We start from the raw sequence: 24422 nt of genomic DNA, 5'->3' as shown, positions 1-24422 counted from the left end.
TAAATCTATCACCGCTAGTCGATAGAAATTCGTTAAGATCATAGCAATTTTACAACATTATTACTTTGACTTTATCGAGTTGGACAAAAGAGTGTCAGTCCCCATATATAAAGTCAGATGAAATTAACAAATTTTAGGTAGCCAAATGATCGACTCAGAAGGTTTCCGACCCAACGTCGGGATCATTTTGGCAAATGATATTGGACAAGTTTTATGGGCAAAGCGCATTGGGCACAATGCATGGCAATTTCCTCAAGGAGGTATCCAATTTGGAGAAACTCCTGAGCAAGCTCTTTTTAGAGAACTACGTGAAGAAGTTGGGCTCTTACCCGAGCACGTCCAAATAATTGCCCAGACAGATGACTGGTTGCATTATCGTTTGCCACTTCGATACATTCGTTCGGACTCCGATCCGATTTGTATTGGACAAAAGCAAAAATGGTTTTTACTCAAACTCACAGCTTCAACGAAACATATTCAGTTGAATCTCTCTGATCCGCCCGAGTTTGATCAATGGCAATGGGTCAGTTATTGGTATCCACTCGGTCAAGTGGTTAATTTTAAACGAGATGTTTATCGTAAAGCGATGATGGAGTTATGTATGCAAATGCCACACTACACCCCTGAAATTTCTTCAAAAATATGAATGATTTTTCAAAGTAGTGCTGTTATAAATAATACTGATGAAAACGCTTTAAAACATAGCTTAGATTAGGAGCATACACCTATGTCGAACATGCAACTGGACACCTTAAGACGCATTGTACAAGAGATCAATGCATCGGTCAGTTTGCATGAATCTTTAGAAATCATGGTCAATCAAGTTTCTGAAGCAATGCATGTAGATGTATGCTCGATTTATCTGTTAGATGAACGTAATCAACGCTATGTACTCATGGCAACCAAAGGTTTAAATCAGGAGTCTGTTGGCAATGTTTCCCTACAATTAGGTGAAGGTCTCGTTGGCTTAGTCGGTCAACGTGAAGAAATTGTCAATTTAGACAATGCATTTAAGCATGAACGGTTCGCCTATTTCCCTGAAACGGGAGAAGAAATTTATAATTCGTTCCTTGGCGTACCTGTCATGTATCGCCGCAAAGTAATGGGCGTAATGGTGGTTCAAAATACTGAACCTCAAGACTTTAGTGAAGCAGCGGAATCTTTTTTAGTGACTTTGTGTGCACAGCTATCAGGCGTTATTGCACATGCTCATGCTGTTGGAAATATTGACGTATTCCGCAAGCCAAGTAACTCCTCTAATTATAAAACGTTCCAAGGTTCATCGGGTGCAGGAGGAATTGCTCTAGGTCGTGCCATTATTCTTTATCCTCCCGCGGACCTTGCGGCTGTTCCAGATCGTGATGCCGATGACATTAGTGAAGAACTCAAGCTTTTAGATCATGCGATTGCTTCTGTACGTGAAGAAATTCAATCACTTGATGACAAAATGCAAGACTCACTTATGGCTGAAGAACGAGCGTTGTTTAGTGTGTTTTTACGCATGCTGGATGAAAATGCTTTGCCTACTGAAATCAAAGAAATTATTCGAGATGGCAGTTGGGCACAAGGCGCTGTAAAGCATGTGATTGACCGCCACGTTGCTCTCTTTGCTCAAATGGAAGATGATTATTTACGAGAACGTGTCTCTGATCTCAAAGATTTAGGACGGCGAATTTTAGCAGCCTTACAAGAAGGTGATACCAGTCATAAGGAAATCACCTCTGAAAGCATTCTGATCGGAGATGAGATTAGCACTGCTGCATTAGTTGAGCTTCCTGTCGATAAGATTGCAGCAATCGTCACCTCTGAAGGTGCAGCTAACTCACATATGGTGATTGTCGCCCGTGCACTCGGTATTCCTACTGTAGTGGGTGTCACTGAATTGCCCGTCAATACCCTTGATGATGTTGAAATGATCGTGGATGCATATCAAGGACGTGTTTTTGTTAACCCACCACGCCGTCTACGTACACGATATAAAGAAATTCAAAAAGAAGAAGAGCAAATTGCCAAAGATTTAAAGCAATACGAAACCAAAGATGCCATCACGCCTGATGGCGTTGCTGTAAAGCTTTATGTCAACACAGGCTTGATGATTGATGTAGTTCGTGGTGTTCAACGTGGTGCCAAAGGTGTAGGGCTCTATCGTTCTGAAATTCCGTTTATGTTACGCGAGCGCTTTCCTGGCGAAGAAGAACAACGTGCTATTTATCGTCAACAGTTGAGCCATTTTGCCAATAAACCTGTGGTGATGCGCACCTTGGATATTGGCGCTGACAAAGACTTACCTTACTTCCAAATTGAAGAAGAAAACTCAGCTTTGGGTTGGCGAGGCATTCGTTTTACCCTTGACCACCCTGAAATTTTTTCTTCGCAAATTCGTGCCATGCTTAAAGCCAGCATTGGCTTGAATAATCTTCATATTTTACTGCCAATGGTAACCAGTGTCAGTGAGGTTGAAGAAGCGCTTTATTTACTTGAGCGTGATTGGATTGCCGTTCAAGAAGAAGAACAGGTTAAAATTACCAAGCCTAAAATTGGCATCATGGTTGAAGTGCCGAGTGTACTTTTACAAATTGGCGAGTTTGCTGAATTAGTCGATTTCTTCTCAGTGGGTTCAAATGACTTAATTCAATATCTGCTGGCTGTTGATCGTAATAATCCACGTGTTTCAAGTGTTTACTCACACTTTCACCCGTCCATCTTGCGTGCTTTAACACGTTTGGTTCAAGAGTGTCATAAATACGATAAACCAATCAGTATCTGTGGAGAAATGGCGGGAGATCCATTGTCTGCAATTCTGCTGATGGCAATGGGTTTCAATACTTTATCGATGAGTTCAAGCAATATCTTACGTGTACGTAAGGCGATTTGTCACGTTTCAATGAGTGATGCAGAAAAGCTACTTGAAGAAGTTGTGGCAATGAATAACCCATTGATGGTGAAAAGCTGGATGGAGTATTATTTTAAACATCATGGTCTAGCTGACATGGTAAAATCAAATCGTTTAGTGAATATTTAATTCTTATTTTTCTTAAGATTAAGCAAAAATCGTAGTCCACAAAAAAGGTCGATAATCATCAGAATATCGACCTTTTTTGTGTTTATCATAACCGCGTTTTGCATTCTTTTTACGATCTACAAACACTTGGCTCTTGTTGACTTCGTGCATGTGTTTTGCCACAAAGTTGTGAATCACAACCTCAGGCATGACTTTTTTCTTTGCCATTTTATTTACCTATTTTATGATTTACCACCTCATGAGTGGGACTGTGATATTACGCTTTTTTGTGCAGAATACAAGTATTTAAATTAATCAGCTTTGTCACTATTTAATGCCTAATCCTTGTATATATTATATTGAGACAATCTTTTAGATTGATCTTAAATTGATTATATTCACCAGCCGATATCTTTTGAATTCAATTAAAGTTTTACAAATCAAATTAAAAATCACGTATAAATTTTAAACACCGTTCTCTATAGTATGCACATAAATTTGAATATAAACATGCTCAATACAACATAGGTTCATAAGTTAAAATTGGAGAATAATGTGCTCAATCAAAAAAAATTATCAAGTGTTCTACTCTTGTTGGTGCTTCCAACCTTCGGCTTAATGGGATGTAGTAAACCTGAGAAAGCTGAAGTCATAACAACCGAATCAAGTGCAAGTTCTGTTGCCTCAGAAACAGTAAAAACCGAATCTATTCAGAACACTTTTGATCTTTCACAGATTCCAATTTCAAATATTACGCTCGGTCAATTCCCTTATATTTCCTTGCCGAATGGCTATCAGTTTCATGACGCAACCAAAGTAAATTTTGAGAAAATACCGTTTTGGACAGGTCAACATATTCAAAACATTGAAGGGCAATTGTATAGCGCAGCTATTCAACAAAATGAGGATTACAAAGAAGGTAGCTTCTTAGAGTTACAACGTAATTTGGAAAATGTAATTCAACAATTGGGGGGCAAGCAAATTACAATGAGTAAAATTCCTCAACAAGCGTTAGACAAGCTTCCACAAAAGTTCCAAGTAGATTATGTTGCTGGTTTAGGAGATGTTTTTAATAACCCAACCCAGACCTTTGTAGTTCGTCAAGCGAATAAGAATATCTGGTTTCAACTTACTCAAACAGGAAATGGAAATGCAGGCTTATTGGTTGCTGAAACAAAACCTGTTGAAATTACAGCAAAAGTATTAAATTCTGATCAATTAAAAACTGCTTTAGACAAACAAAATAAGGTCAATATCGAGGTCAACTTCGCCACAGATCAAGCCAATATTTTGCCTGAATCTCAGACTCAAATAGAACAAGTCATTCAATTGTTAAAAAATAATCCTGAACTCAAATTAACTATTAATGGTCATACCGATGGTTCAGGTGATGCAAAACACAATCAAGCCCTTTCAGAACAGCGTGCAAATGCTGTTGTTAAAGCACTCACCGATAATACTGGGATTCAACAAAATCGATTAACTGCAAAAGGTTTTGGTGATACTCAACCAGTTGCAGAAAACTCAACAGAAAATGGTAAAGCTTTAAATCGCCGAGTTGAGCTGATTAAGTCTCATTAATTTTTCTGATGAAATATTGAATTTCTCAAATTAACAAAACCCATTTTAAATCAATGGGTTTTGTTTAAGATCTATTTCTTGCATATGCAACACACTTAGCAAAACGCTACCTAAAATAACCAAGTAAATGGTCAAATGATGTTCTAAAACGATAAATCATCTACTTATAACCTGCGATTGATTTGCTATTTTACAAATCTTTTTTGATTCAAAAATAAAAGGTTTAGTAACAATCACTTATCAATACAAAAGAAAGATGAATTACAAAAAAAATCAATAAAACACAAAATGTTAAATATTTTCAATAATATAAATTTGCTGAATTTAAAAAATGCATATATATTGTATATACATTTTTGATTATCACCTTTGGGGATATACGTCATGGCTGAATTACCCAAAAAGACAAAGGTGAATAAAAAAGATGGGCAACTCTTAATTCGCATTAACAGTGCTGAGCGTGATCAGTTTTTACAACTCTGTGAAACGATGGACACCAGCGCAGCACGTGAGTTAAGAAAATTTATCCGTAGTTTTATCAAAAAATATCAGCCAACGGATACTCAAACTAAGGAGTAACATGATGTCTAAGCAAGTTAAATCTTTAAAGCAGAAAATCAAAGCACGTTTGGAAAAAATCTCCAAACACGAAGGTAAATTAAAAAAGCTCAAGAAAAAGCTTAAAAAACAGAAGTAATTCCGATAACCTATTTTAAGTTTGAACTTTGATAAAAGTCGCTTAAAAAGAAGGGCATTATGTAAATAATGCCCTTTTTACACGGCTAAAGAAATTAGGCAAAAGCTCTGCCTAATAATCTTTCTACATCTACCGATTTGGCATCCAGCATTCCAACCACCCTTCCATAAAACGCACTATAACGTGTTGCAATAAAAGCATCTGCAACAAAATCGGGTGCATGTTGTTTCAGCAAAATAGCCTGTGCCAAAATAACTAATCGGCTGACTAAGCTACGTGCCATAAATTGCAATTCATCTGCTTGTAAGCCATTAAATAATTTAAATAAAGCTTGTAATTCATTTTGTAGAATTGAATCTTGAGATGCGACTTGTGCCAATGATTTAAATAAGACTTCAATTGAATCGCGGTCACGTTGAATGGCACGTAATACATCCAAGCACATCACATTACCAGAGCCTTCCCAAATCGTGTTCACTGGCGCTTCTTTAAAAATACGCGCCATAATTCCTGTATCAACATAACCATTGCCACCAAAAACTTCCATCATTTCGCCAGTCAATTCAACAGTACGTTTACATATCCAGAACTTTGCGGCTGGGGTCATGATCCGTTTCCACGCCAGTGATACTTCATCTGTATTTTCATAGCAATGCGCTAAATGAAAGCTCAGTTGCATGGCTGCTTCCGTTTCCAAGGCTAAATCGGCTAACACCGCTTGCATCAAAGGTTGTTCTGCCAAATGTTTACCAAAAGCTTTCCGTTGGCGCGTATAGGCAATGCACTGCACCAATGCTTGTCTTAACATCGCACTTGAGCCTACAGAACAAGTCAAGCGCGTATAATTTGCCATTTCAATAATGGTTGGAATGCCCCGTCCCGCTTCTCCGATCATGATGCCCCAAGCATTTTTAAATTCGACTTCTGAACTTGAGTTACTACGATTACCCACTTTATCTTTTAAACGTTGCACATGGATATTGTTTTTCGTGCCATCTTCCAACCAACGAGGAACAAAGAAACACGCCAAACCATCTTGTTCAGTTTTCGCAACAACTAAATGTGCATCACACATGGGAGCTGAGAAAAACCATTTGTGTCCTGTCAGTAGATAAGCCTGTCCACGACCTGATTCAGCAACAGGTACTGCGATGGTTTGATTGGCTCGAACATCTGAACCACCTTGCTTCTCCGTCATCCCCATACCTAACCAAATTGACTTTTTTTGAGCAATTGGCAAATCTCGTTCATCATATTCAGTAGATAATAGTTTTTCACCCACTTTTGCCCATAATTCAGGTTCATTTTGAATGAGTGGAATACTGCCTAAAGTCATCGAATTTGGACATAAATTGCCACACTCAACTTGTCCACTCAGAAAGAAACGTGCTGCCCAATCCACCCATTTGGTACTCGATTGTGGATGATTAAATGGATAAGCATGGGTATTAAATTGACGATTGAGCTTCATCCATTGGTGCCATGCTGGATGAAATTCTAAGAAATCTTTACGACGACCACGAGCATCAAAAGCATGTAATTCAGGGGTATGGCGATTGGCTAAATCGGCATATTGATAATATTCTGTGGAACCCACAATCTGCGCGAGTTGACTGAGGTTTTGCTGATCTGTGCTGCCATAACGTTGCAATATTTCCTGCAACGCCTGATCTGTTTCAAATAGATTGTAAGCTTGTAACTCGTCAAACTGGTTACTGATTTCATGGGTTTGCCAATTTTGTAGAGTGTTCATCCTGAAAATCCTATCTTGTTGTTTTAACCAATTACATTCAGTATAGAAGAAAATACCTTCAAGGATGTTCGGATTATTTTTATGGCTTTACCTGCAATCAATGTACGTCGTAAACCTCGCCAATCAAGGGCTCGTATCACGCAAGAAGCGTTGATTGAAAGCTTTGTTCGGCTTTTACATGAACATCCTGCTCATAAAATTACCATTCGAGAAATTACCGATATTGCTGGTGTTGGTTTAGGTACCTTTTATGAGTATTTTTCTAAAAAGGAAGATTTGATAGCGTTAACCATCTATCAACATGTTAAAAACAATGCTGAAACTCTTAAAAGTTATGCACAAAGCAGATATGACTTATCCACAGATTTGAGTTTTACTGACTATTTAGCGCAAATTATTCATTTTCAGATTGAGCAAATCCAATCTCAACAGTTTTTATGGGCGCAGTCTTTTCTCTTAGAACGGCAGATTTCAAGTATAGAAACTTATCAAAAAAGTTATGCCATGATGGTACAGATGTGGCAAAACATACTTAAACCTTTTATTCAGGATAATGAACAACTCCAACAGATCAGTCTAAACGTACAACGGATTTGCTATGGTTTTGTCTCTCAGACATTGTTGATTGAACCTGAGTTTAAAGATTGGAAAGTTTTAGAAAATGAAATCCTTCAGCAACTCAGCGTAATTTCAGATAAGGGAGGATCGCTGAGTTAAAAAGAAGAGGATAGTCGCATGACTCTTCATTTTTACCATTCACTTTTCTTAGGCGAAATATCTTATGTTTTATAGGAAATTCTACAGGATTATCTTAACTTTCAGATTTAAAGAAGAGACCACTATCCCAACTGAAGCTGTATTTTGATTTCAATATTGCAAAAATTTATTGATTCATTCTTCCTAGCTTGTAAATGGGTATGCACAACCATTTAATCGCAAAAACAAATCAAATATAATATTTTTATCAATTTTACAAATATCAAAGTTCAACTTAAAGTGTAATTGTCTCTTTTAAAAAAGCACACAACGCTTCGTATAGAAGCTGTGTATTTAAAGCAGATATCTAGTACTGCCCTGTGTCTTAAATTAAAAGATTAATCATTTAATTTAAGGACAAATAGATTTAACAATTGTTCACTATATTGGTTTTTGAAATACAGTTAATGTCATGTAATAGCGAATATTCTTTATCTATTCCATCTATTCAAAAATGAATACATGATTAATTAAAAATGGAGAAATAGAATGAGCCAAGACTCAAAAAAATGCCCTGTCACCCACCTAACAACTGCTTTTGGCGCACCTGTTGTAGACAACCAAAATAGTTTAACGGCAGGCGCACGAGGTCCTCTGCTTGCACAAGATTTATGGTTAAATGAAAAGCTCGCTAACTTTGTACGTGAGGTAATTCCAGAGCGTCGCATGCATGCCAAGGGTTCTGGTGCTTTTGGTACATTTACTGTCACTCATGACATCACACAGTACACACGCGCTAAAATCTTTTCACACATTGGTAAGAAAACAGAAATGTTCGCTCGCTTCACAACAGTCGCAGGTGAACGTGGTGCAGCAGATGCAGAACGAGATATTCGTGGTTTCGCATTAAAATTCTATACGGAAGAAGGTAACTGGGACCTTGTCGGAAACAATACCCCTGTATTTTTCATGCGTGACCCACGTAAATTCCCTGACTTAAATAAAGCCGTAAAACGTGATCCTAAAACCAATCTACGTAGTGCAACCAATAACTGGGATTTCTGGACATTATTACCAGAAGCGTTGCATCAAGTTACGATTGTAATGTCTGATCGCGGTATCCCGAAAAGCTTCCGTCATATGCATGGTTTCGGTAGTCATACTTATAGCTTCATCAATGCAAACAACGAACGTTTTTGGGTGAAATTTCATTTCCGTACACAACAAGGTATTGAAAATTTAACTGATGCCGAAGCTGAAGCAGTCGTAGCAAAAGACCGCGAAAGTAACCAGCGTGATCTATTCGATTCAATTGAAAATGGCAACTTTCCAAAGTGGAAACTTCAAGTTCAAATCATGCCAGAAACTGATGCAGAAAAAGTTCCTTATCATCCATTTGACCTCACCAAAGTTTGGCCACATGCAGATTATCCATTGATTGATGTTGGGGAATTTGAGCTGAATAAAAATCCTGAAAACTTCTTTTTAGATGTTGAACAGTCAGCATTTGCACCAAGTAATTTAGTGCCAGGAATCAGCGTCTCACCTGACCGCATGTTACAAGCACGACTTTTTAACTATGCAGATGCGCAACGTTACCGTCTTGGTGTGAACTATCAACAGATCCCAGTCAATGCTGCACGTTGCCCTGTCCACTCCAATCATCGCGATGGTCAAGGTCGTGTAGATGCCAACTATGGTGGCTTACCGCACTATGAACCGAATAGTTTTGGTCAATGGCAAGAACAGGCTGAGTTTAAAGAACCTCCATTAAAAATCAGTGGTGATGCCGATTATTGGGATTTCCGTCAGGATGATGCAGACTATTTTAGCCAACCGCGTGCCTTGTTCAACTTAATGAATGATACACAGAAACAAGCTTTGTTTGACAATACGGCGGGTGCAATGGGCGATGCCTTAGACTTCATCAAGTATCGTCATATTCGTAACTGCTATGCATGTGATCCTGCATATGGCGAAGGTGTTGCAAAAGCATTAGGGCTCAGCGTTGCCGATGCGCAAGCTGCTCGAGACAGTGATCCTGCAAAAGGTCATCCTGGTTTTCTATAATTGATAGAAACATGAAAAACCACCTTCGGGTGGTTTTTTATTGTCCATAAATCAACTATATTGAAAAAAAGCTCCCATCTAGAGTGAAAACATGCAACAGAAAATTGAAGAGATCATTCAACAATATGACATTATCTTATTCGATGAAATTTGTGTGTTGTGCAATGCTTGGGCAAAGTTTTTAATCCAGCATGATACTCAAGCAAGATTTAAGTTGGCTTCCGTTCAATCTCCACTGGGTCAAGCCATTTTAAACTACTATCAAATGCCCACTGAACACTTTGACACCATGTTGGTGATTAAAAATGGACAAGCAAGCCTTGAATCTACAGCATTTTTAAAAGTCATTGAAGAACTAGGCTTTCCTTTTTCTGCTTTAAAAATTGGTTATTTAATTCCAAAGTTTATCCGAAACTTTGTGTATCGCCGAATCGCTTTAAATCGCTATCGCCTATTTGGTACCACAGATCAATGCCTATTCATTTCTTCACATCATCAACACCATTTTTTGGAACATGTTGTTTATGAATCCACTTCAAGCAATTAGCCATGCCTTATTGAGTATTCAAATCACTTTAGCTGTATTATGGATTTATCAAGGCTTGGTGCCTAAAGTGATATATAAGGTCATTGAAGAACAGCAGTTTTGGGAATTTACAGGGATTCAATTCCTGAGCATTCCAAGCTTAATCCAACTCTCTGGCGTTGGAGAAATCATATTTGGCATATTGTTTTTAATTTTTAGACAATCAAAGGTACTACATTATTTAAATATCATGGCAATGCTGTTCTTTATCGTCGTGGTTGCCGTTGTTTATCCACACTATTTTGTTCAGGGTTTTAATCCCTTTATCATGAATACAGCTATGGCTGCACTGTCGATTGTTGCATTACAGCTTTTGGACACTGCTAAACATTCGTAAATTTACATACGGGCATTGTTGCCAAACTGTTCTTTCCATCCCTGAGTTTCACGAGCAATTTGTTTCGCCAATCTGGTTTTTACTTCTTTAATTAGCAAAGCCCGTTCCTGTCCATGAACAAAACGCCCTTTATATTGGGTTTGCATAGTTTGAACATAATCATTCAATATACGTTGCTGTTGCTTGGTTTTTGGTGGGTGATGTAGAAATTGCAGATAGCCTTCGTCAGGATTTATCTTTAATGGATCATCCATGACATCTTCAATGTAAAGTAACGCACTTACTAATTTAACATTTCCCTTTGCATCTACAGTATAAGTTTGTTTACGGACGCCATAGGGATAACTCCATATCCCCTGTCGATCCGCGGCAGCCCAGTAACTATAAAAAATAATCTGATTATCTTTGACTGCATAATCACCTACTTCGATTTGAGTGATACTACAGTCGCCAGATGTTGCATATAAGGTATGCGTTAAAAGTTTTTTGCCATGCCGATAAAGTTCAATGTCATTACGGATAAGGTCAACATCATCTTGATTCGAGGCACTTTTTAACTCAAAAACAGTTTGATTAATCTTTATATTTTGATTCTCTGCAAAAGCAGTGCTAGATAATGCTAGTGATAGCAGGAAACATTGAATTGTATTCATTGTTCAGCTCCCTCTTTTTTTAATCAGGCATAAATATTATGTTCTAATTAAGTTCATCCATTTTAATTTATAAACATAACTTTTCTAAAACTGGAAGCAATTCACCTGCCTGATCAAAAGGTTGTGTTTGACGATAATGCTCTACTCTTTTGACCCGTTTATAATCCTGATCATCTCGACTCTTAAATTGTTCCAGTCGAGTAAATGTCCGATCTTTACATAATAGTTGATAATAATTAATTGTATATTGTTTTTTCGGATTCACACTTTTCACCCAAGCTTGGATAAGTTGATTACCATCAGATATGGTGGTGATACTTTCAAAAAATTGGGTATCTGCATGCTGATGAATTAATTTCCATTCATCCCCTGTGTCTAAATCGTATTTTTCATGAAGAGGCTTAATCCGTTCAGAATCATCAGATGATGAACTCTCAGATGTTGCCATCGTCAACTGTTCTGCAACAGCACACAGCTCATCTGAAACACAATCTGTTGCATCAGTTGCTGCAACTGTTACAGGTTTTGCCACAACCGAAGTGAATGTCAAACTCAACAACAGTGTACTTAAAGCTATTTTTATCATTTTTATCTCAACCATTGATATAAGTTAGACCACCAATTTACGTCCTTCACGAATGCAATAGAATGGATTCACCATTTTCGATGAATTCTTCATGGCCTTTTGTAAATCAAGTTCAGGCTGATCACGATTTTCATCAGTCAATTGGAAAGTACGGTAATGTATCGCCAAAGAGCGTTTAGCTTGTAAATCTAAATGTGCCTGAAATGCATCTTGTGGATTCATGTGCATATATTTCATCAACGCGCGCGGTTCATATGCACCAATAGGCAATAGTGCAATACGTGGTGCACCTAAACGCTTTTGAATTTCTTTAAAATGTGGTCCATAGCCTGTATCGCCTGAAAAAAAGAAATGACCATGCTCAGACACGACCGAGAATCCACCCCACAAGGCAATATTTTGATCACGTAAACCACGACCAGAACCATGTTGTGCTGGCGTATAAACGATTTTTAAGTTTTTAAAAAGTGCAGATTGCCACCAATCCATTTCAATCACATGAAATTCTTTAGGTAAATAACTGGCATTGCCTAAACCCGTGTAGATCGGCATCGCAAATTTGTTATGCAACCATCTCAATGTTGCTAAGTCCATATGGTCATAGTGATTATGACTCAATAAAACAGCATGAATTTCTGGAAGTTGTTCTAAAGCAATTCCTGCAGGAATAACGCGTTTTGGACCACGACCATGTTTTGGACTGACATAATCTGCCCAAACAGGATCAGTTAAGAAATTATAAGGACCTATTTGTACCAACACTGTGGCATGACTTACAAACCAGACTTGCCAATCGTGATCATCGACTTCTTGGCGATTTTGCGGAAGTAGCCGCTTAGTTGCATAAAACTCTGCTGCTTCTTTTTGAGTGTCTACATTCCAAGTATAGGATTTACGTGTTCCCAGCCACTTCATAAGATCCCAACGGCTACGACCTTGTGGTTTACGTACTTCATTAAAGAAACGTTCGCCATTGTGTTGCTTAGAACCAATTACACTAAATACAGGTTTATACCAGGTGTGTGACAAACAATTTTCAGTATCAATTCGATAATGCAATTGCTGTATATGCTCAGATTGAATTGTCTTTTCTTGCATTGTATGGTCTTGTACCGTTTTATCATCCAAACGGACGATTGGCTCTTGTTTCGACATGATTACTCTAAACGCCCTTTCATTCTTTCAAGCCAAACTTGCTGTGTTTGTGGCTTGACAAATAATGCCACGATTTCGGGATGAATACTTTTAATCTTTACTTCAATTCGGTTGACACAGGCTTCAATCTCATCAGAAGTTAAACCATCTTTAAACTCTAAGCTTAATGATGCAATCACCTGATGAGCACCCATTTGTTCAGTCAATACACCATTTGCTGAATATACGGCAGGATCTTCCTGAGCAACTTCTAATACATTATGACGCAGTTTTGGATCAGCAGTTTCACCCATCAGTAGTCCTTTCGTCTCTCTGGCTAAAAGTAAAGCAGAGATTGCAAGAACCACACCGATCAATATTGAAGCAATACCATCCAGTATAGGTAAATCAAACTGTTGTGCGCAGAATATACCAACAAAGGCAATGATCAAGCCGATCAATGCTGCAGAATCCTCAAAAAGCACTGTAAATGTCGTAGGATCTTTACTGCGGCGGAAACTTTCAAAATAGCCCATTTTCCCTTTCATTTTCTTAAAGCTTTTTAAGGCAATAAACCACGAAGTTCCTTCACACAGCATTGCAAATCCAAGTACAACATAATTCACCAAAGGTGATTCTATAACTTCTGGATGACGAATATGTTGAATACCCTGATAAATTGAAACCATTGCACCCAATGCAAAAACCAACAATGCAACAATAAATGCCCAAAAATACAACTCTCGACCATAGCCAAAAGGATGTTGATAATTTGCAGGTTGCTGAGATTTCTTTAAGCCATACAATAATAAAATTTCATTGAGTGTATCGACTACAGAATGAACAGCCTCACTCAACATAGCAGAACTATTGGTGATATAAGCGGCGATGAACTTTACCAAAGCAATTGCTAAATTGCCCAAAAGTGCTGCATATACAACAATTTTGTTGGAATCTGACATTTATTGTCCTGCTTTTTATCATCAAATACATCAATTTGATTTTTATACCTATCCTGCCTCATATTAACCAAACAACTTGTGATTTATTTTTATTTTTTGTTGCTTTTCACAATTGAGTGAATCTTTTTATGCAATCTGATTTAACCCCTATTCTAATGACTCATTCAAAGCACCACCCACAATTATTAGAAATTTGGGAGGCATCTGTACGTGCAACACATGATTTTTTAAATGAACAACATATTCTGCAAATTAAAGAATTAATCATTCAGCACCATTACTTTGACCATGTAAAATTGTTTCATGTGGAACGCGAACAGCAAATTGCAGGTTTTATGGGGCTAGCTTATAAAAAAATTGAAATGCTATTTGTAAACCCTATTTTTTTTGATCAAGGTATTGGCTCACTGTTGATTCAAAAAGCTTTTGAATTAGGTGCGGATGAAGTGGATGTCAATGAACAAAATACTCGCGCTTTAGAGTTTTATCTTAAACATAATTTTCAACAAATGGCGCGCTCTGAACTTGATGCGGAAGGTAATCCCTTTCCAATTTTGCATTTGAAACTGAAAAAGTAATCAAGACGATAAAGCCTGGATACCGTATGAGATAAATCTAGATCATCTCATACGGTATTAAGCTCAAAAAAGCTGTAGTTAAAAGAATAATAATTAAATATTGAATTGCTGTTCATTAATATATTTTAAGAATTATTTAAAAGAGGATTTTCTATATTGAAATATCTATGGGTTTTAATAATCCATTTATTTTCTAAATACTATAACCATCTTCACCTGATCATTGTTTATCGATTATACTCTTGCAAAATCTTAATAAGACTTTTTTTGGATTATTCTTTGGACGAGTTATATGGAATTACGACACCTAAGATACTTCATTACTGTGGCTGAAGAGCTGAACTTCAGTAAAGCAGCATTGAGGCTTTATACTGCACAGCCCTCACTCAGCCAACAAATCAAAGATCTTGAAGAAGATGTCGGTGTCAAACTATTGCATCGAACCAAACGGAAAGTCGAACTGACAGAAGAAGGTGCTGTTTTTCTTGAGCAAGCACGTCTCACCTTGGCACAAGCAGATAAGGCTGTTGCCATGGCCCGACAAGTTTCTAAGGCAAAACAACAATTACTACGCATAGGTTTTGTACCTGTTGCTGAAATGAAAGTCTTCCCTTATGTGTTGCCCAATCTCAGAGTTCAAAACCCTGATTTAAAGATTGAGCTACTCAGCTTAGACAATCACGAACAAATACGTGCCATCAAAAAAGGTGATTTGGATATCAGCTTTACTCGGCATAATTTTCATAATGATACAATCGAAAGTAAATTTGTATTGCGTGAACCACTCATTTTTATTTTGCCTAAAGACCATCCACTGGCACAATACGAGCGTATTCCAGTAAAAGCACTCAATGGCGTTGATTTTGTGATTCCTGCGGAAGAGCCATCAGGTACATTACACAATTCTATTTTAGACTTTGCGAAGCAGCATCATATTGAATTTAATGTTGTGCAAAAAGTAGACAATATTTTATCTCATATCAATTCTGTGGGTATGGGGCTCGGTTGTAGTATTGTGCCTGGCTATATCGCTCCATTGGCAATGAGTAATACCGTCATTCGTCCATTAGATGTTGAACTTCCTTATTTAGACTTATATGTCAGCTATAAGAAACTTACCCACGCTGTTGCAGTACAAAAATTTATGGCGTTACTGACAAAAACGTTCCATCTTGATATCAACCGTATAGACAATTAAATGTTGCTATGGAATAAATTCATGCTGTATTTACATGATTCATCACATAGAGTGCTTAAGACATTCTCTTGCTTACAAACAGCGAAACTTATTCATCGTTGAAAGCAACAAATACACTTGAATAAGTTACTTTCAATCGCATATATTTCTCATTTTAGAGAAAAATATCCTCCAAAGTGTTAGAAGCTTTTCACTTTCTTTAATCAAGAACGACAACATAAGTCTCATCATCTGATGCTATTTCAGTTAAGATATTTCTGAATAATCATAACAATGATAGTAAAGGCTGAATGATTGTGGCGATATCGACATTTCATCATATTCGTACAGGGATTCAATCTCGTCCCTATTTTTTTATTACTTTTCTTATCACTTTTGTGGTTTATGCTGTATTGGGGCTAAGTACAGATTGGGCATGGTCAACCAAATTGTTATTCGGTTGGAATATCGCAATCATGATCTATCTAGTACTGACCATGAAGACTTTATGGGCAACCCATCAAACCCACATTCTCAAGCGAGCCCAACAACAGGATGCCAGTAAGTGGATTATTTTACTTTTGGTCATCTTTGCTTTAGTGATGTGCTTCATTGCAATTGTGGTTGAACTCTCACATATGCCCAGTAATACAATGTTTAAATTTGGGCATTTGAGCTTGGCGATATTGACCATTATTTTCGCATGGTTATTTATGCATACTGTGTTTGCCATTCATTATGCACATGATTTTTATTTGGCTGTGGCAAAGCATCAAGATGGCGGATTGGATTTTCCCAAAACACCTGAACCAACCTATCCTGAATTTCTATATTTTAGTTATGTGATCGGTACTTCTGCACAAACCGCTGATGTATCCATTACTTCTCGCTCAATGCGTGTCTTAAATATTTTACATATCCTTTTAGCCTATGGCTTTAACACTACAATTTTGGCGATCTGTATTAACGTTGCCGCAGGTTTTATCTAAATACTGAATAGCGACATGAATTCGAATCAATGTTATCGTAAAACTATTGAAAACTCATACCCTAAAATATAATTTCTCATTTGTCGGCGACGCCTCAACTTTCCGAGACGATGATGCAAAACCAGTCTAATTCCTGATTTTGCATCATCTTGAAAGTTAATCTGCAAAAAGTGTTTGAGGATTTTTTAAGTTTTTGCGACTTTTGACTGCATCAAGATATTTTTCAATTGCTGGATGACTTTCAATCTCTGCCATCTTTAATTGCCAAAATAGCATCGAGCCCACAAAAACATCCGCTGCGGTAAATTGCTCACCACAAAGATAGGGTTGAGCTTGTTCCAAGCCCTGAATTAAAGCCGTATAGGTATCCTGAAAGTTACCATAGCCAATATGCTTTTTTTGTTCATCAGCAATTTCAACCTTTAAGGCGCGATCCGAATTGGCTGCATCCCACGGCCCAGCAGCAAAGAGTAACCAACGGTAATATAAACCACGTTTTGGATCATCTAGCGCAGGTGCAAGACCCTGATCAAAAAATTTATCTGCCAAATAAGCACAAATTGCCGCCATTTCATAAATCACAATATCGCCATCAACCAAAGTTGGCACTTTCCCAAATGGATTAATTTTTAGATAAGATTCTGATTTCATCTCAGTATAAAAAGCCAACTCAATTTTTTCAAATTCAGCACCAAGTTCAATCAATAGCCACTCAATCACAAGACCTCTAGATTGTGCGTTGGTATATAGTTTTAAGCCCATTTTTTCCATTCCTTTATTGTGGTCCTTTAACTATAGTCATGGGCTGTGTCAGTTTTTGTCAGGAGCGTTTGTGTTTGATTTCCTTTCTTGCTCTTTTTGCCACCATGCCTGAAAAAGATGACGTTTAAATTCAGGATAGACTGTTTCTGACACATGCATTTTTTGAATGCGATCTAAACGAAAATTTCGAAAGTCTTCGCGCAATTCACACCACGCAGCCAAAAGCATTTTGTCGTTAAAATAGCCCAACACAAATGGCCAAAGTACTCGTGTAGAAATATTCTGTTTTTCATCTAAATAATCGACTTCAATTTTGACTTGATAGCGGATTGCCAAACGCACCTGTTCTACAGTTTTTTCATCAACAGCCAGCCAGTGATTGATAGAACGAAGCATGGTTTCATTAATTAATTCCTGTTTATTTTTTGGAAGTACTGCATTGAGCTTCGTTAAGACGGAATGTGAGGCACTTTTCAATGCGGGATCTGGCACAGATTTTAACCAATGCAATGCCAAAAACACGGCTTCAACTTCTGTTTCATCCAGACTCATCGGGGGAAGCAAAAAGTTTTCTTTGAGCTGAAAACCTAAACCTGCACTGCCTTCGATATGAACACCTTGATCTCGTAAACTTTCAATATCCCGATAAACGCTCCTAACACTGATTTCTAAATGCTCAGCTAAATGGCGTGCAGTAATCGGATAACGTTGTTCCCGTAAATGTTGTAGTAAAGTGAGTAATCGTATTGAGCGGCTCATAAAAAATTTTCTTGTAATGTTTTTTGCTTTTGAGTAAAGAACGTTGTTTGCCATATACAAACAACGTAAAGAGACAGTTAGGCGACTTCAGAAGTATTGATTTGCGTCTTTAAAAATTGATGTAAAACAGTCACATTATTGGCAATCATCAAGGGATTAAATGTTTTCAGTACCTCAATACTATGTACACCATAACTCACACCCACACGCGGCATTGCAATTTTTTGCGCCATTTCCAAATCATATGAGGTATCCCCCACCATAATCGCCTGTGTAGCATCCATCCCCGTGTAATTTAAAATTTCAGTCAACATCAAAGGATCTGGCTTAGATTTAGTCTCATTGGCTGCGCGCGTGACTTCAAATAATTCAAGACTTTGTGTTTGAGCTAAAACTCGATCTAGACCACGACGGCTTTTCCCTGTTGCAACAGCCAATTTAATATTCTGATTTTTTAAATCGTACAACATCTCAGAAACGCCAGCGAACCACTGATCATCTTTAGAGTGTTCAACATAATGATCGCCATAACACTTCAAAATATCCGCATGCAATGCAGGAACTTGAGGAAATAGCACTTGTGCCACTTCAGGCAACCCTAAACCAATAATGCTTTTAGCTGCTTCAGGTGTTAAGGGTTGATCATAGACTTTTGCAGCAAATAATAAACTTTCAACAATTTGCCCAACTGAATCAAATAATGTTCCATCCCAGTCAAAGACAATCAGTTCTACAGACTTTTGCATGAATTACTTCCAATATGTGTTCCGTTGATTGGGTCTTTACATTCCCGATAAAGGTTACCGTATCACAGACCAAGAGAGGTGATATTGATTTATTTTCATCCTTGACAGGTTAAAGGCATCACTTATTTTAAACATGTGGAAATTTTGATCATCAAATTTCCACATGTTATAAAGCAAAAGAATAGGATCGTTTGATCCAATTAATCTTTCTTTTGTGCTCTTAGCTGTGCAACCAAACTCTGCATATCTTCGGGTAAAGGCGCTTCAATCACAGGATAACCCGGAATTTCCAAGCGCATCGCATGCAAACATAAGCGACGTGGATTTGGTCCGCGATATTCTGTCTCATGACCATATTTTTCATCACCAACCAGAGGATGACCAATACTTAATCCATGCACACGAATTTGATGGGTACGCCCTGAAAGAGGTGACGCATAGACCAAAGTGGCATGCATAAAACGTTCAGCAACATTCCACTGCGTCTTAGATTCTTTACCATCTTTTGACACACGTACACGACGTTCGCCATTAGATAACTCATAACGCAATAATGGTTGGTCAATAAGTTGACGATCCAGACTGACCTGTCCTTTCACGATTGCGGCATAAGTTTTTTGAATCTTATGCTCCCGGAGCAAGTCTTGTAGTGTTTTTAATGTACTGCGTTTTTTACTGACCATGACCAAACCAGAAGTATCACGGTCGATACGGTGAATCAGCTCTAAATATTTTTTGCCTGTTGCCGCACGCAAGCCTTCAATCAAACCATACGCTACGCCACTCCCCCCATGTACAGCAATTCCAGAAGGTTTATTGACCACCATCAACCCTTCATCTTCATAAATTACACGGCTGAGTAAACTCTGTGCGACTTTATCAGACACAGGAGCATCCATTTCATCTTTCTGTTCAAATCGAATGGGAGCAACACGGATTTGATCACCAATTGCCAATTTAGTTTCAGCCTTGATACGCTTTTTATTGACGCGTACTTGCCCTTCACGAATTAAGCGATAGATCCGACTTTTTGGCACACCTTTAAGACGCGTAAACAAGAAATTATCTATGCGTTGACCTTCTTGATGCTCGTCCACTTCAAACCAAGTGACACTTTGCCATTGTTGCGTAGAATTCATACAGTTACGTGATCCAATAAAAAACTAAAATTTGATTAAAAACTGATCATTTAGACTATACTTTTCATACAAAATAAGTGTATAGCCCATAGGCAGATGATTCAAGGTTTGCTATAGTCAGCGCACGGATACCACCGTAAGTGAAGTTTATTATGTTCCTTTCACCCATTGAAAATGGAATATAAAAGGTAAACCTCACGACAGATGCGGAAAGGTCCCAAAAGAATATGCCGACGCCGAAGGCTTTATTATATCGGCAAAAAGACAAACTGTTGCGTTTAATTGTACTTAAAGTACAGAAATCGGTTTGTTTAAAAATATATGTCGCCAACCCAGACGTTGGTTTTTAAACATAAACTGATACACATCAGACAAGTCGCTTTAGAGTGTTTTTCAGGACATAAGTGTTTGAGGCATTGGAACTGCACAATTGTAAAGATACGATGATCATTCCGTATCAAGACGCTCTCACCAAAGTTGAGAGACTCTTCGAGCAATGTGATAGTGAAAGACGAACAAATTAGTCATCCAATGCACCACTTTGAGTACCAGTGAAAGCCTCAAAACTTTAATTGTGCAAAGATTAAAGAAGTATTGCAGCATCAATACAGGTATCAAAAGCCCAAGCTTGCTCAAAACAAGTGGGTTCATTACTGAAATCATATAGATGTACTGATGGTTTGAGTTTTGATCCAATATTCAGATGTTCGCTTCACTTAAACAGATAGCGAGTTGTTGGTGTGAATCACTATTAGGTGTTACACCCATGAAACGTATGTTGATTAATGCAACACATGCAGAAGAAGTTCGCGTTGCACTCATCACTGGTCACCGTCTTTATGATTTCGACTTAGAAAATCGTACCCGTGAGCAAAAGAAAGCCAATATTTATAAAGGGCATGTCACTCGCGTAGAACCCTCTTTAGAAGCTGTATTTGTAGAATATGGTGCAGGTCGTCAAGGTTTCTTGTCGATGCGCGAAATAGCCAATACATACTACAAAGCAGACCCTCGTCAAACTTCAAATATTCGTGAGTTGATCACAGAAGGTACTGAACTTTTAGTTCAAGTTGAAAAAGAAGAACGTGGCAATAAAGGTGCTGCGCTTTCGACGTATATTTCACTTGCTGGTCGCTATTTGGTGCTTATGCCAAATAATCCAAAAGGTGGCGGTATCAGTCGTCAAATTTCTGGATCAGTTCGTGAAGAATTGAAAGAAATGTTGGCATCATTGAACACTCCACGTGGTATGAGTGTCATTGTACGTACTGCGGGGATTGGTCGTTCACAAGAAGAACTACAACTCGACTTACAACATTTATTGGACCTTTGGGCGCAAATTCAAAACTCAGCGAACTCTGGTCCATCACCAATGTTGGTTCACCAAGAAGCAGGTGTGGTAACACGTGCAATTCGTGATTACTTACGTGATGACGTAGCAGAAATTTTAATTGATTCAGAGCAAGCATATAACGAAGCCTATAACTTTGTTAAAGCAGTAATGCCAAATCAATTGGATAAACTCAAAACCTATACCTTGAATGAACCATTGTTTGCTCACTTTGGTATTGAAAGCCAAATTCAAACGGCTTATGAACGTGAAGTCAAACTTCCTTCAGGTGGTTCGATTGTCATTGACCAAACTGAAGCATTGGTTTCAATTGATATCAACTCAGCAAAATCAACACGTGGTCACGACGTAGAAGAAACTGCGTTAAGCACCAACTTAGAAGCTGCGGAAGAAATTGCGCGCCAATTACGTTTACGTGATATCGGTGGTTTGGTTGTAATCGACTTTATTGATATGACCAAAGAACGTAACCAACGTATGGTTGAAGCCAAACTTCGTGAAGCAACACAAAGTGATCGTGCACGTATCCAGTTCGGTCAATTGTCACGTTTTGGTTTGATGGAAATGAGCCGTCAACGTTTACGTCCTTCATTGGAAGAAGCAACAGGTTATGTCTGCCCACGCTGTCACGGTACAGGTATGGTACGTGACTTACGCTCACTGTCTCTTTCAATCATGCGTAAGGTTGAAGAAATCGCGCTTCGTGAACGTCATGGTGAAGTTCAAGTTGAAGTGCCTGTTGAAATTGCGGCATTCTTATTAAATGAGAAACGTCACAGCCTAGTTTACTTAGAGCAAACCTCAAATGTACGCGTGACTGTACTCCCTCACCCGCATTTAGAAACACCGCATTACGAAATTTCGTATAACCCAGAAGGCTTTGCGCCGACAAGCTATGAGCGTACAGAAGCAACACGTTCAAGTGAAAAAGAATTGGGTTACCAATCTTCTGAATGGCATTTGGAAGAAGAACAGACTCAGCAAAATACAGCACCTGTTCAAGCTCAAAACAATAAGCAAAATAGAAAGCAACAACCTGCTCAAGCTCAAAAAGCAGTACCAGCACAAATTGCTCAAACATCATCAAGCCCATGCGCTTGGTTAGAAAACTTGTTTGTACAAAAACAAGCTGCAACCATTGATCAATCACGCACTGCAAATAATGCAGCAGCAGCAATTGAGCAAATGATTAATGGTGGAGCTGTCAGCCGTGGTCAGTTTGGTCAAATCAATCAGCATGCTTCAACAGCGATTGAAGCTCAGATTGTTCCTGAAACAAATGCTTATCTTTCACATACACCTGTTCAAAAGTCAGAACCGCGTGAATATGAAAAGCATGTTGAGAAAGAAGAAAAATCTCAACGCAACAATAAAAACAAAAATCGCAATAAGCATAAAGAGTCTCGTGAACAAGCGAATGATCAGCATCAAGTGATCGAAGAAGTTGTTCAAGTGACTCGTCAAGAGCAACGCCAAGAACAGCGTCAAGAGCAACGTGATCAACGTCGCCAACAAAAGCAACAGCGTTCACAACACGATCAACAGGCTGATAGCAACAATGAGCAAGCTGTTCCACGTCGTGATCGCAATCATCAACAACGCCCAAATCGCCCAAATCGCCATCGCGACAGCAGCGTATTTAATGATGAGCAACAATCAGCGCCTCACAACGCGCCTGTAGAGTTAGCTCAAACTCAAGAGAAACAACCAAAAGTTGAAATTATTGATGCACCACAACATGCGTCAATGACAACTGCATTGGTGGTCAATCTTGATCAGGCGCAAAGTGAAATTGTTGCATTGACACCACAACAAGCCACAGCACCTGCAAAAGCGAAGAAACATGATCGTCATGAAAAAGGCGAAACTGTCGCAAAAGCACCTCGCCCTGCTGAAACTCAACCTGTGGCTAAGCCTGTTGAAGAAAATCAGCATGCACAGGCTGAACCAGAACTCAGTATTGAAAAAGCTGAAGTACAGCAACCTGTTCAACGTGCGAGCAATGATCCTCGTCAAAAACGTCGTCAACAGCGTGAAGCAGCACAAGCAAAAGCAGCAACACCAAAGATCAGACCTTCACAAGTACCAACATTAAACCAGTACTCAGTTGGTTCTTTGATTCGCCATGTCTATGGTGATGATTGTGCGGTATTGATTGAACAATTTGGTCTAATTCCAACATTCAATCGTGCATTGCTTAAGTTCACAGAAGAGTATTCTGCAACCTTAACGGTTCAAGAAACTGCTGAACCTGCGAAGCAACCTGTGACACGTGATGTTGCTGTTACAAAAGCAGCACCAGAAGCACAACCTGCTGAAGTGTTAGACTTAACTCCACCAAAACCTGAAAATGACCGTCGTGTAGCCAATGACCCTCGCGAACGTCGTCGTTTAGCAAAACAGGCTGCGGTACAAGCAAAGCAAGAGCATCAGGCTGAACTTGAGCAAAATCAAGAACAAGCACAACCTGTAACGCCAGCTGAAGCTAAAGCAGAAGACACAGCAACTGTAGATGTTTCTGCACCGAAAGCTGTTGAAGAAAAAGCACCAACAGAAAATACTGTAGAAATTCCAGTAGCGCCTGTTGCAGCTAAAACAGCTACAGCAACTGAAACAGTAGCAGCAAAACCGTCTAAAAGCGCAACAGCTGCGACAGAGAAAGCACAAAAAGCACAGCAAGCTTTGGCTTTAGATACAACAGCAACTTCTGATGAGGCAGAAACATCTAAGACAGATGTTGCGGCAACAGAAGAAAAGCCTGCTCGCCCTCGTCGCCCTCGTGGACGTCCACCGAAAAAAGCGACACCCCCTGCTGCGGAGTAATTCAGCAAATTTGCTTAAAATATAGCGATTAAAGAAAACCTA

The 24422-nt window shown here is 38.6% G+C and carries 22 protein-coding genes; 12 read left to right on the top strand and 10 right to left on the bottom strand.

Annotation, left to right across the window (positions count from 1 at the left end; all coding sequences use genetic code 11):
• Positions 1-145 precede the first annotated feature (145 nt).
• Both ACINWC743_RS15775 and ptsP read left to right on the top strand, forming a co-directional pair.
• Positions 146-646, top strand: a complete 501-nt coding sequence (locus tag ACINWC743_RS15775; protein WP_005035569.1) for an RNA pyrophosphohydrolase — start codon at positions 146-148, stop codon at positions 644-646.
• Between the two features lie 81 nt (positions 647-727).
• Positions 728-3022 carry a phosphoenolpyruvate--protein phosphotransferase gene (gene ptsP, locus ACINWC743_RS15770; protein WP_004826571.1) on the top strand — a complete coding sequence of 765 codons (2295 nt, stop codon included), beginning with the start codon at positions 728-730 and terminating at the stop codon, positions 3020-3022.
• 18 nt (positions 3023-3040) lie between these two features.
• Here the strand turns inward: ptsP and ACINWC743_RS15765 are convergent, their stop codons facing one another.
• Positions 3041-3229 (bottom strand): hypothetical protein, encoded by a 189-nt coding sequence (locus tag ACINWC743_RS15765; protein ID WP_004826569.1) that lies wholly within the window; start codon positions 3227-3229, stop codon positions 3041-3043.
• 327 nt (positions 3230-3556) lie between these two features.
• Here ACINWC743_RS15765 and ACINWC743_RS15760 point away from each other — a divergent pair, with 327 nt between their 5' ends.
• Positions 3557-4582 (top strand): OmpA family protein, encoded by a 1026-nt coding sequence (locus tag ACINWC743_RS15760; protein ID WP_009586091.1) that lies wholly within the window; start codon positions 3557-3559, stop codon positions 4580-4582.
• 384 nt (positions 4583-4966) lie between these two features.
• Positions 4967-5161 (top strand): hypothetical protein, encoded by a 195-nt coding sequence (locus tag ACINWC743_RS15755; protein WP_009586156.1) that lies wholly within the window; start codon positions 4967-4969, stop codon positions 5159-5161.
• Positions 5162-5373: 212 nt separating this feature from the next.
• On the opposite strand, the gene ACINWC743_RS15750 is transcribed toward ACINWC743_RS15755, so the two are convergent.
• Positions 5374-7032 carry an acyl-CoA dehydrogenase family protein gene (locus ACINWC743_RS15750; RefSeq protein ID WP_009586144.1) on the bottom strand — a complete coding sequence of 553 codons (1659 nt, stop codon included), beginning with the start codon at positions 7030-7032 and terminating at the stop codon, positions 5374-5376.
• An 81-nt stretch (positions 7033-7113) separates the two neighbouring features.
• Here ACINWC743_RS15750 and ACINWC743_RS15745 point away from each other — a divergent pair, with 81 nt between their 5' ends.
• From ACINWC743_RS15745 to ACINWC743_RS15730, 4 genes are all read left to right on the top strand, one after another.
• Positions 7114-7749, top strand: a complete 636-nt coding sequence (locus ACINWC743_RS15745; RefSeq protein WP_009586082.1) for a TetR/AcrR family transcriptional regulator — start codon at positions 7114-7116, stop codon at positions 7747-7749.
• Between the two features lie 528 nt (positions 7750-8277).
• Positions 8278-9798 carry a catalase gene (locus ACINWC743_RS15740; RefSeq protein ID WP_004826559.1) on the top strand — a complete coding sequence of 507 codons (1521 nt, stop codon included), beginning with the start codon at positions 8278-8280 and terminating at the stop codon, positions 9796-9798.
• A gap of 91 nt (positions 9799-9889) precedes the next feature.
• On the top strand, positions 9890-10345 hold the full coding sequence (locus ACINWC743_RS15735) for a thiol-disulfide oxidoreductase DCC family protein (protein WP_009586114.1): 456 nt from the start codon (positions 9890-9892) through the stop codon (positions 10343-10345).
• Positions 10323-10721 carry a DoxX-like family protein gene (locus ACINWC743_RS15730; RefSeq protein WP_004826555.1) on the top strand — a complete coding sequence of 133 codons (399 nt, stop codon included), beginning with the start codon at positions 10323-10325 and terminating at the stop codon, positions 10719-10721. Before ACINWC743_RS15735 ends, ACINWC743_RS15730 begins: the two co-directional genes overlap by 23 nt.
• A 2-nt stretch (positions 10722-10723) precedes the next feature.
• Here ACINWC743_RS15730 and ACINWC743_RS15725 read toward each other — a convergent pair whose 3' ends face one another.
• The 4 genes from ACINWC743_RS15725 to ACINWC743_RS15710 form a co-directional block, all read right to left on the bottom strand.
• Positions 10724-11374, bottom strand: a complete 651-nt coding sequence (locus tag ACINWC743_RS15725) for a hypothetical protein (protein WP_009586074.1) — start codon at positions 11372-11374, stop codon at positions 10724-10726.
• A 67-nt stretch (positions 11375-11441) separates the two neighbouring features.
• Positions 11442-11960, bottom strand: a complete 519-nt coding sequence (locus ACINWC743_RS15720) for a hypothetical protein (protein ID WP_009586173.1) — start codon at positions 11958-11960, stop codon at positions 11442-11444.
• Between the two features lie 24 nt (positions 11961-11984).
• On the bottom strand, positions 11985-13115 hold the full coding sequence (locus tag ACINWC743_RS15715) for an MBL fold metallo-hydrolase (protein ID WP_009586136.1): 1131 nt from the start codon (positions 13113-13115) through the stop codon (positions 11985-11987).
• Between the two features lie 2 nt (positions 13116-13117).
• Positions 13118-14056 carry a cation diffusion facilitator family transporter gene (locus ACINWC743_RS15710; protein WP_004826547.1) on the bottom strand — a complete coding sequence of 313 codons (939 nt, stop codon included), beginning with the start codon at positions 14054-14056 and terminating at the stop codon, positions 13118-13120.
• Between the two features lie 128 nt (positions 14057-14184).
• Here ACINWC743_RS15710 and ACINWC743_RS15705 point away from each other — a divergent pair, with 128 nt between their 5' ends.
• The 3 genes from ACINWC743_RS15705 (at position 14185) to ACINWC743_RS15695 (ending at position 16800) form a co-directional block, all read left to right on the top strand.
• The gene (locus ACINWC743_RS15705; protein ID WP_005035550.1) at positions 14185-14634 is read left to right on the top strand and encodes a GNAT family N-acetyltransferase; all 450 of its coding nucleotides are present in this window, start codon (positions 14185-14187) and stop codon (positions 14632-14634) included.
• Between the two features lie 292 nt (positions 14635-14926).
• Entirely contained in the window at positions 14927-15832 is a 906-nt protein-coding gene (gene hcaR / locus ACINWC743_RS15700) for a DNA-binding transcriptional regulator HcaR (protein ID WP_009586123.1), read from the top strand.
• A gap of 290 nt (positions 15833-16122) precedes the next feature.
• Positions 16123-16800 carry a DUF1345 domain-containing protein gene (locus tag ACINWC743_RS15695; protein WP_009586086.1) on the top strand — a complete coding sequence of 226 codons (678 nt, stop codon included), beginning with the start codon at positions 16123-16125 and terminating at the stop codon, positions 16798-16800.
• 156 nt (positions 16801-16956) lie between these two features.
• Here ACINWC743_RS15695 and ACINWC743_RS15690 read toward each other — a convergent pair whose 3' ends face one another.
• The 4 genes from ACINWC743_RS15690 to ACINWC743_RS15675 form a co-directional block, all read right to left on the bottom strand.
• Positions 16957-17562 (bottom strand): glutathione S-transferase family protein, encoded by a 606-nt coding sequence (locus ACINWC743_RS15690; protein ID WP_035301282.1) that lies wholly within the window; start codon positions 17560-17562, stop codon positions 16957-16959.
• Positions 17563-17610: 48 nt separating this feature from the next.
• Positions 17611-18321, bottom strand: a complete 711-nt coding sequence (locus ACINWC743_RS15685; protein WP_009586092.1) for a helix-turn-helix transcriptional regulator — start codon at positions 18319-18321, stop codon at positions 17611-17613.
• 77 nt (positions 18322-18398) lie between these two features.
• Positions 18399-19067, bottom strand: coding sequence for an HAD-IA family hydrolase (locus ACINWC743_RS15680; protein WP_009586121.1), 669 nt, complete (start codon positions 19065-19067; stop codon positions 18399-18401).
• A 200-nt stretch (positions 19068-19267) separates the two neighbouring features.
• Positions 19268-20206: an RluA family pseudouridine synthase gene (locus tag ACINWC743_RS15675; RefSeq protein ID WP_009586089.1), complete on the bottom strand. Its 939-nt coding sequence runs from the start codon at positions 20204-20206 to the stop codon at positions 19268-19270.
• A gap of 766 nt (positions 20207-20972) precedes the next feature.
• On the opposite strand from ACINWC743_RS15675, the gene ACINWC743_RS15670 reads away from it, so the two are divergent.
• The gene (locus tag ACINWC743_RS15670) at positions 20973-24380 is read left to right on the top strand and encodes an Rne/Rng family ribonuclease (RefSeq protein ID WP_009586153.1); all 3408 of its coding nucleotides are present in this window, start codon (positions 20973-20975) and stop codon (positions 24378-24380) included.
• Positions 24381-24422 lie beyond the last annotated feature (42 nt).

Source organism: Acinetobacter sp. WC-743, from assembly GCF_000335555.1.
Classification (GTDB): domain Bacteria; phylum Pseudomonadota; class Gammaproteobacteria; order Pseudomonadales; family Moraxellaceae; genus Acinetobacter; species Acinetobacter bereziniae.
This window is presented reverse-complemented; position numbering and strand designations above follow the sequence as displayed.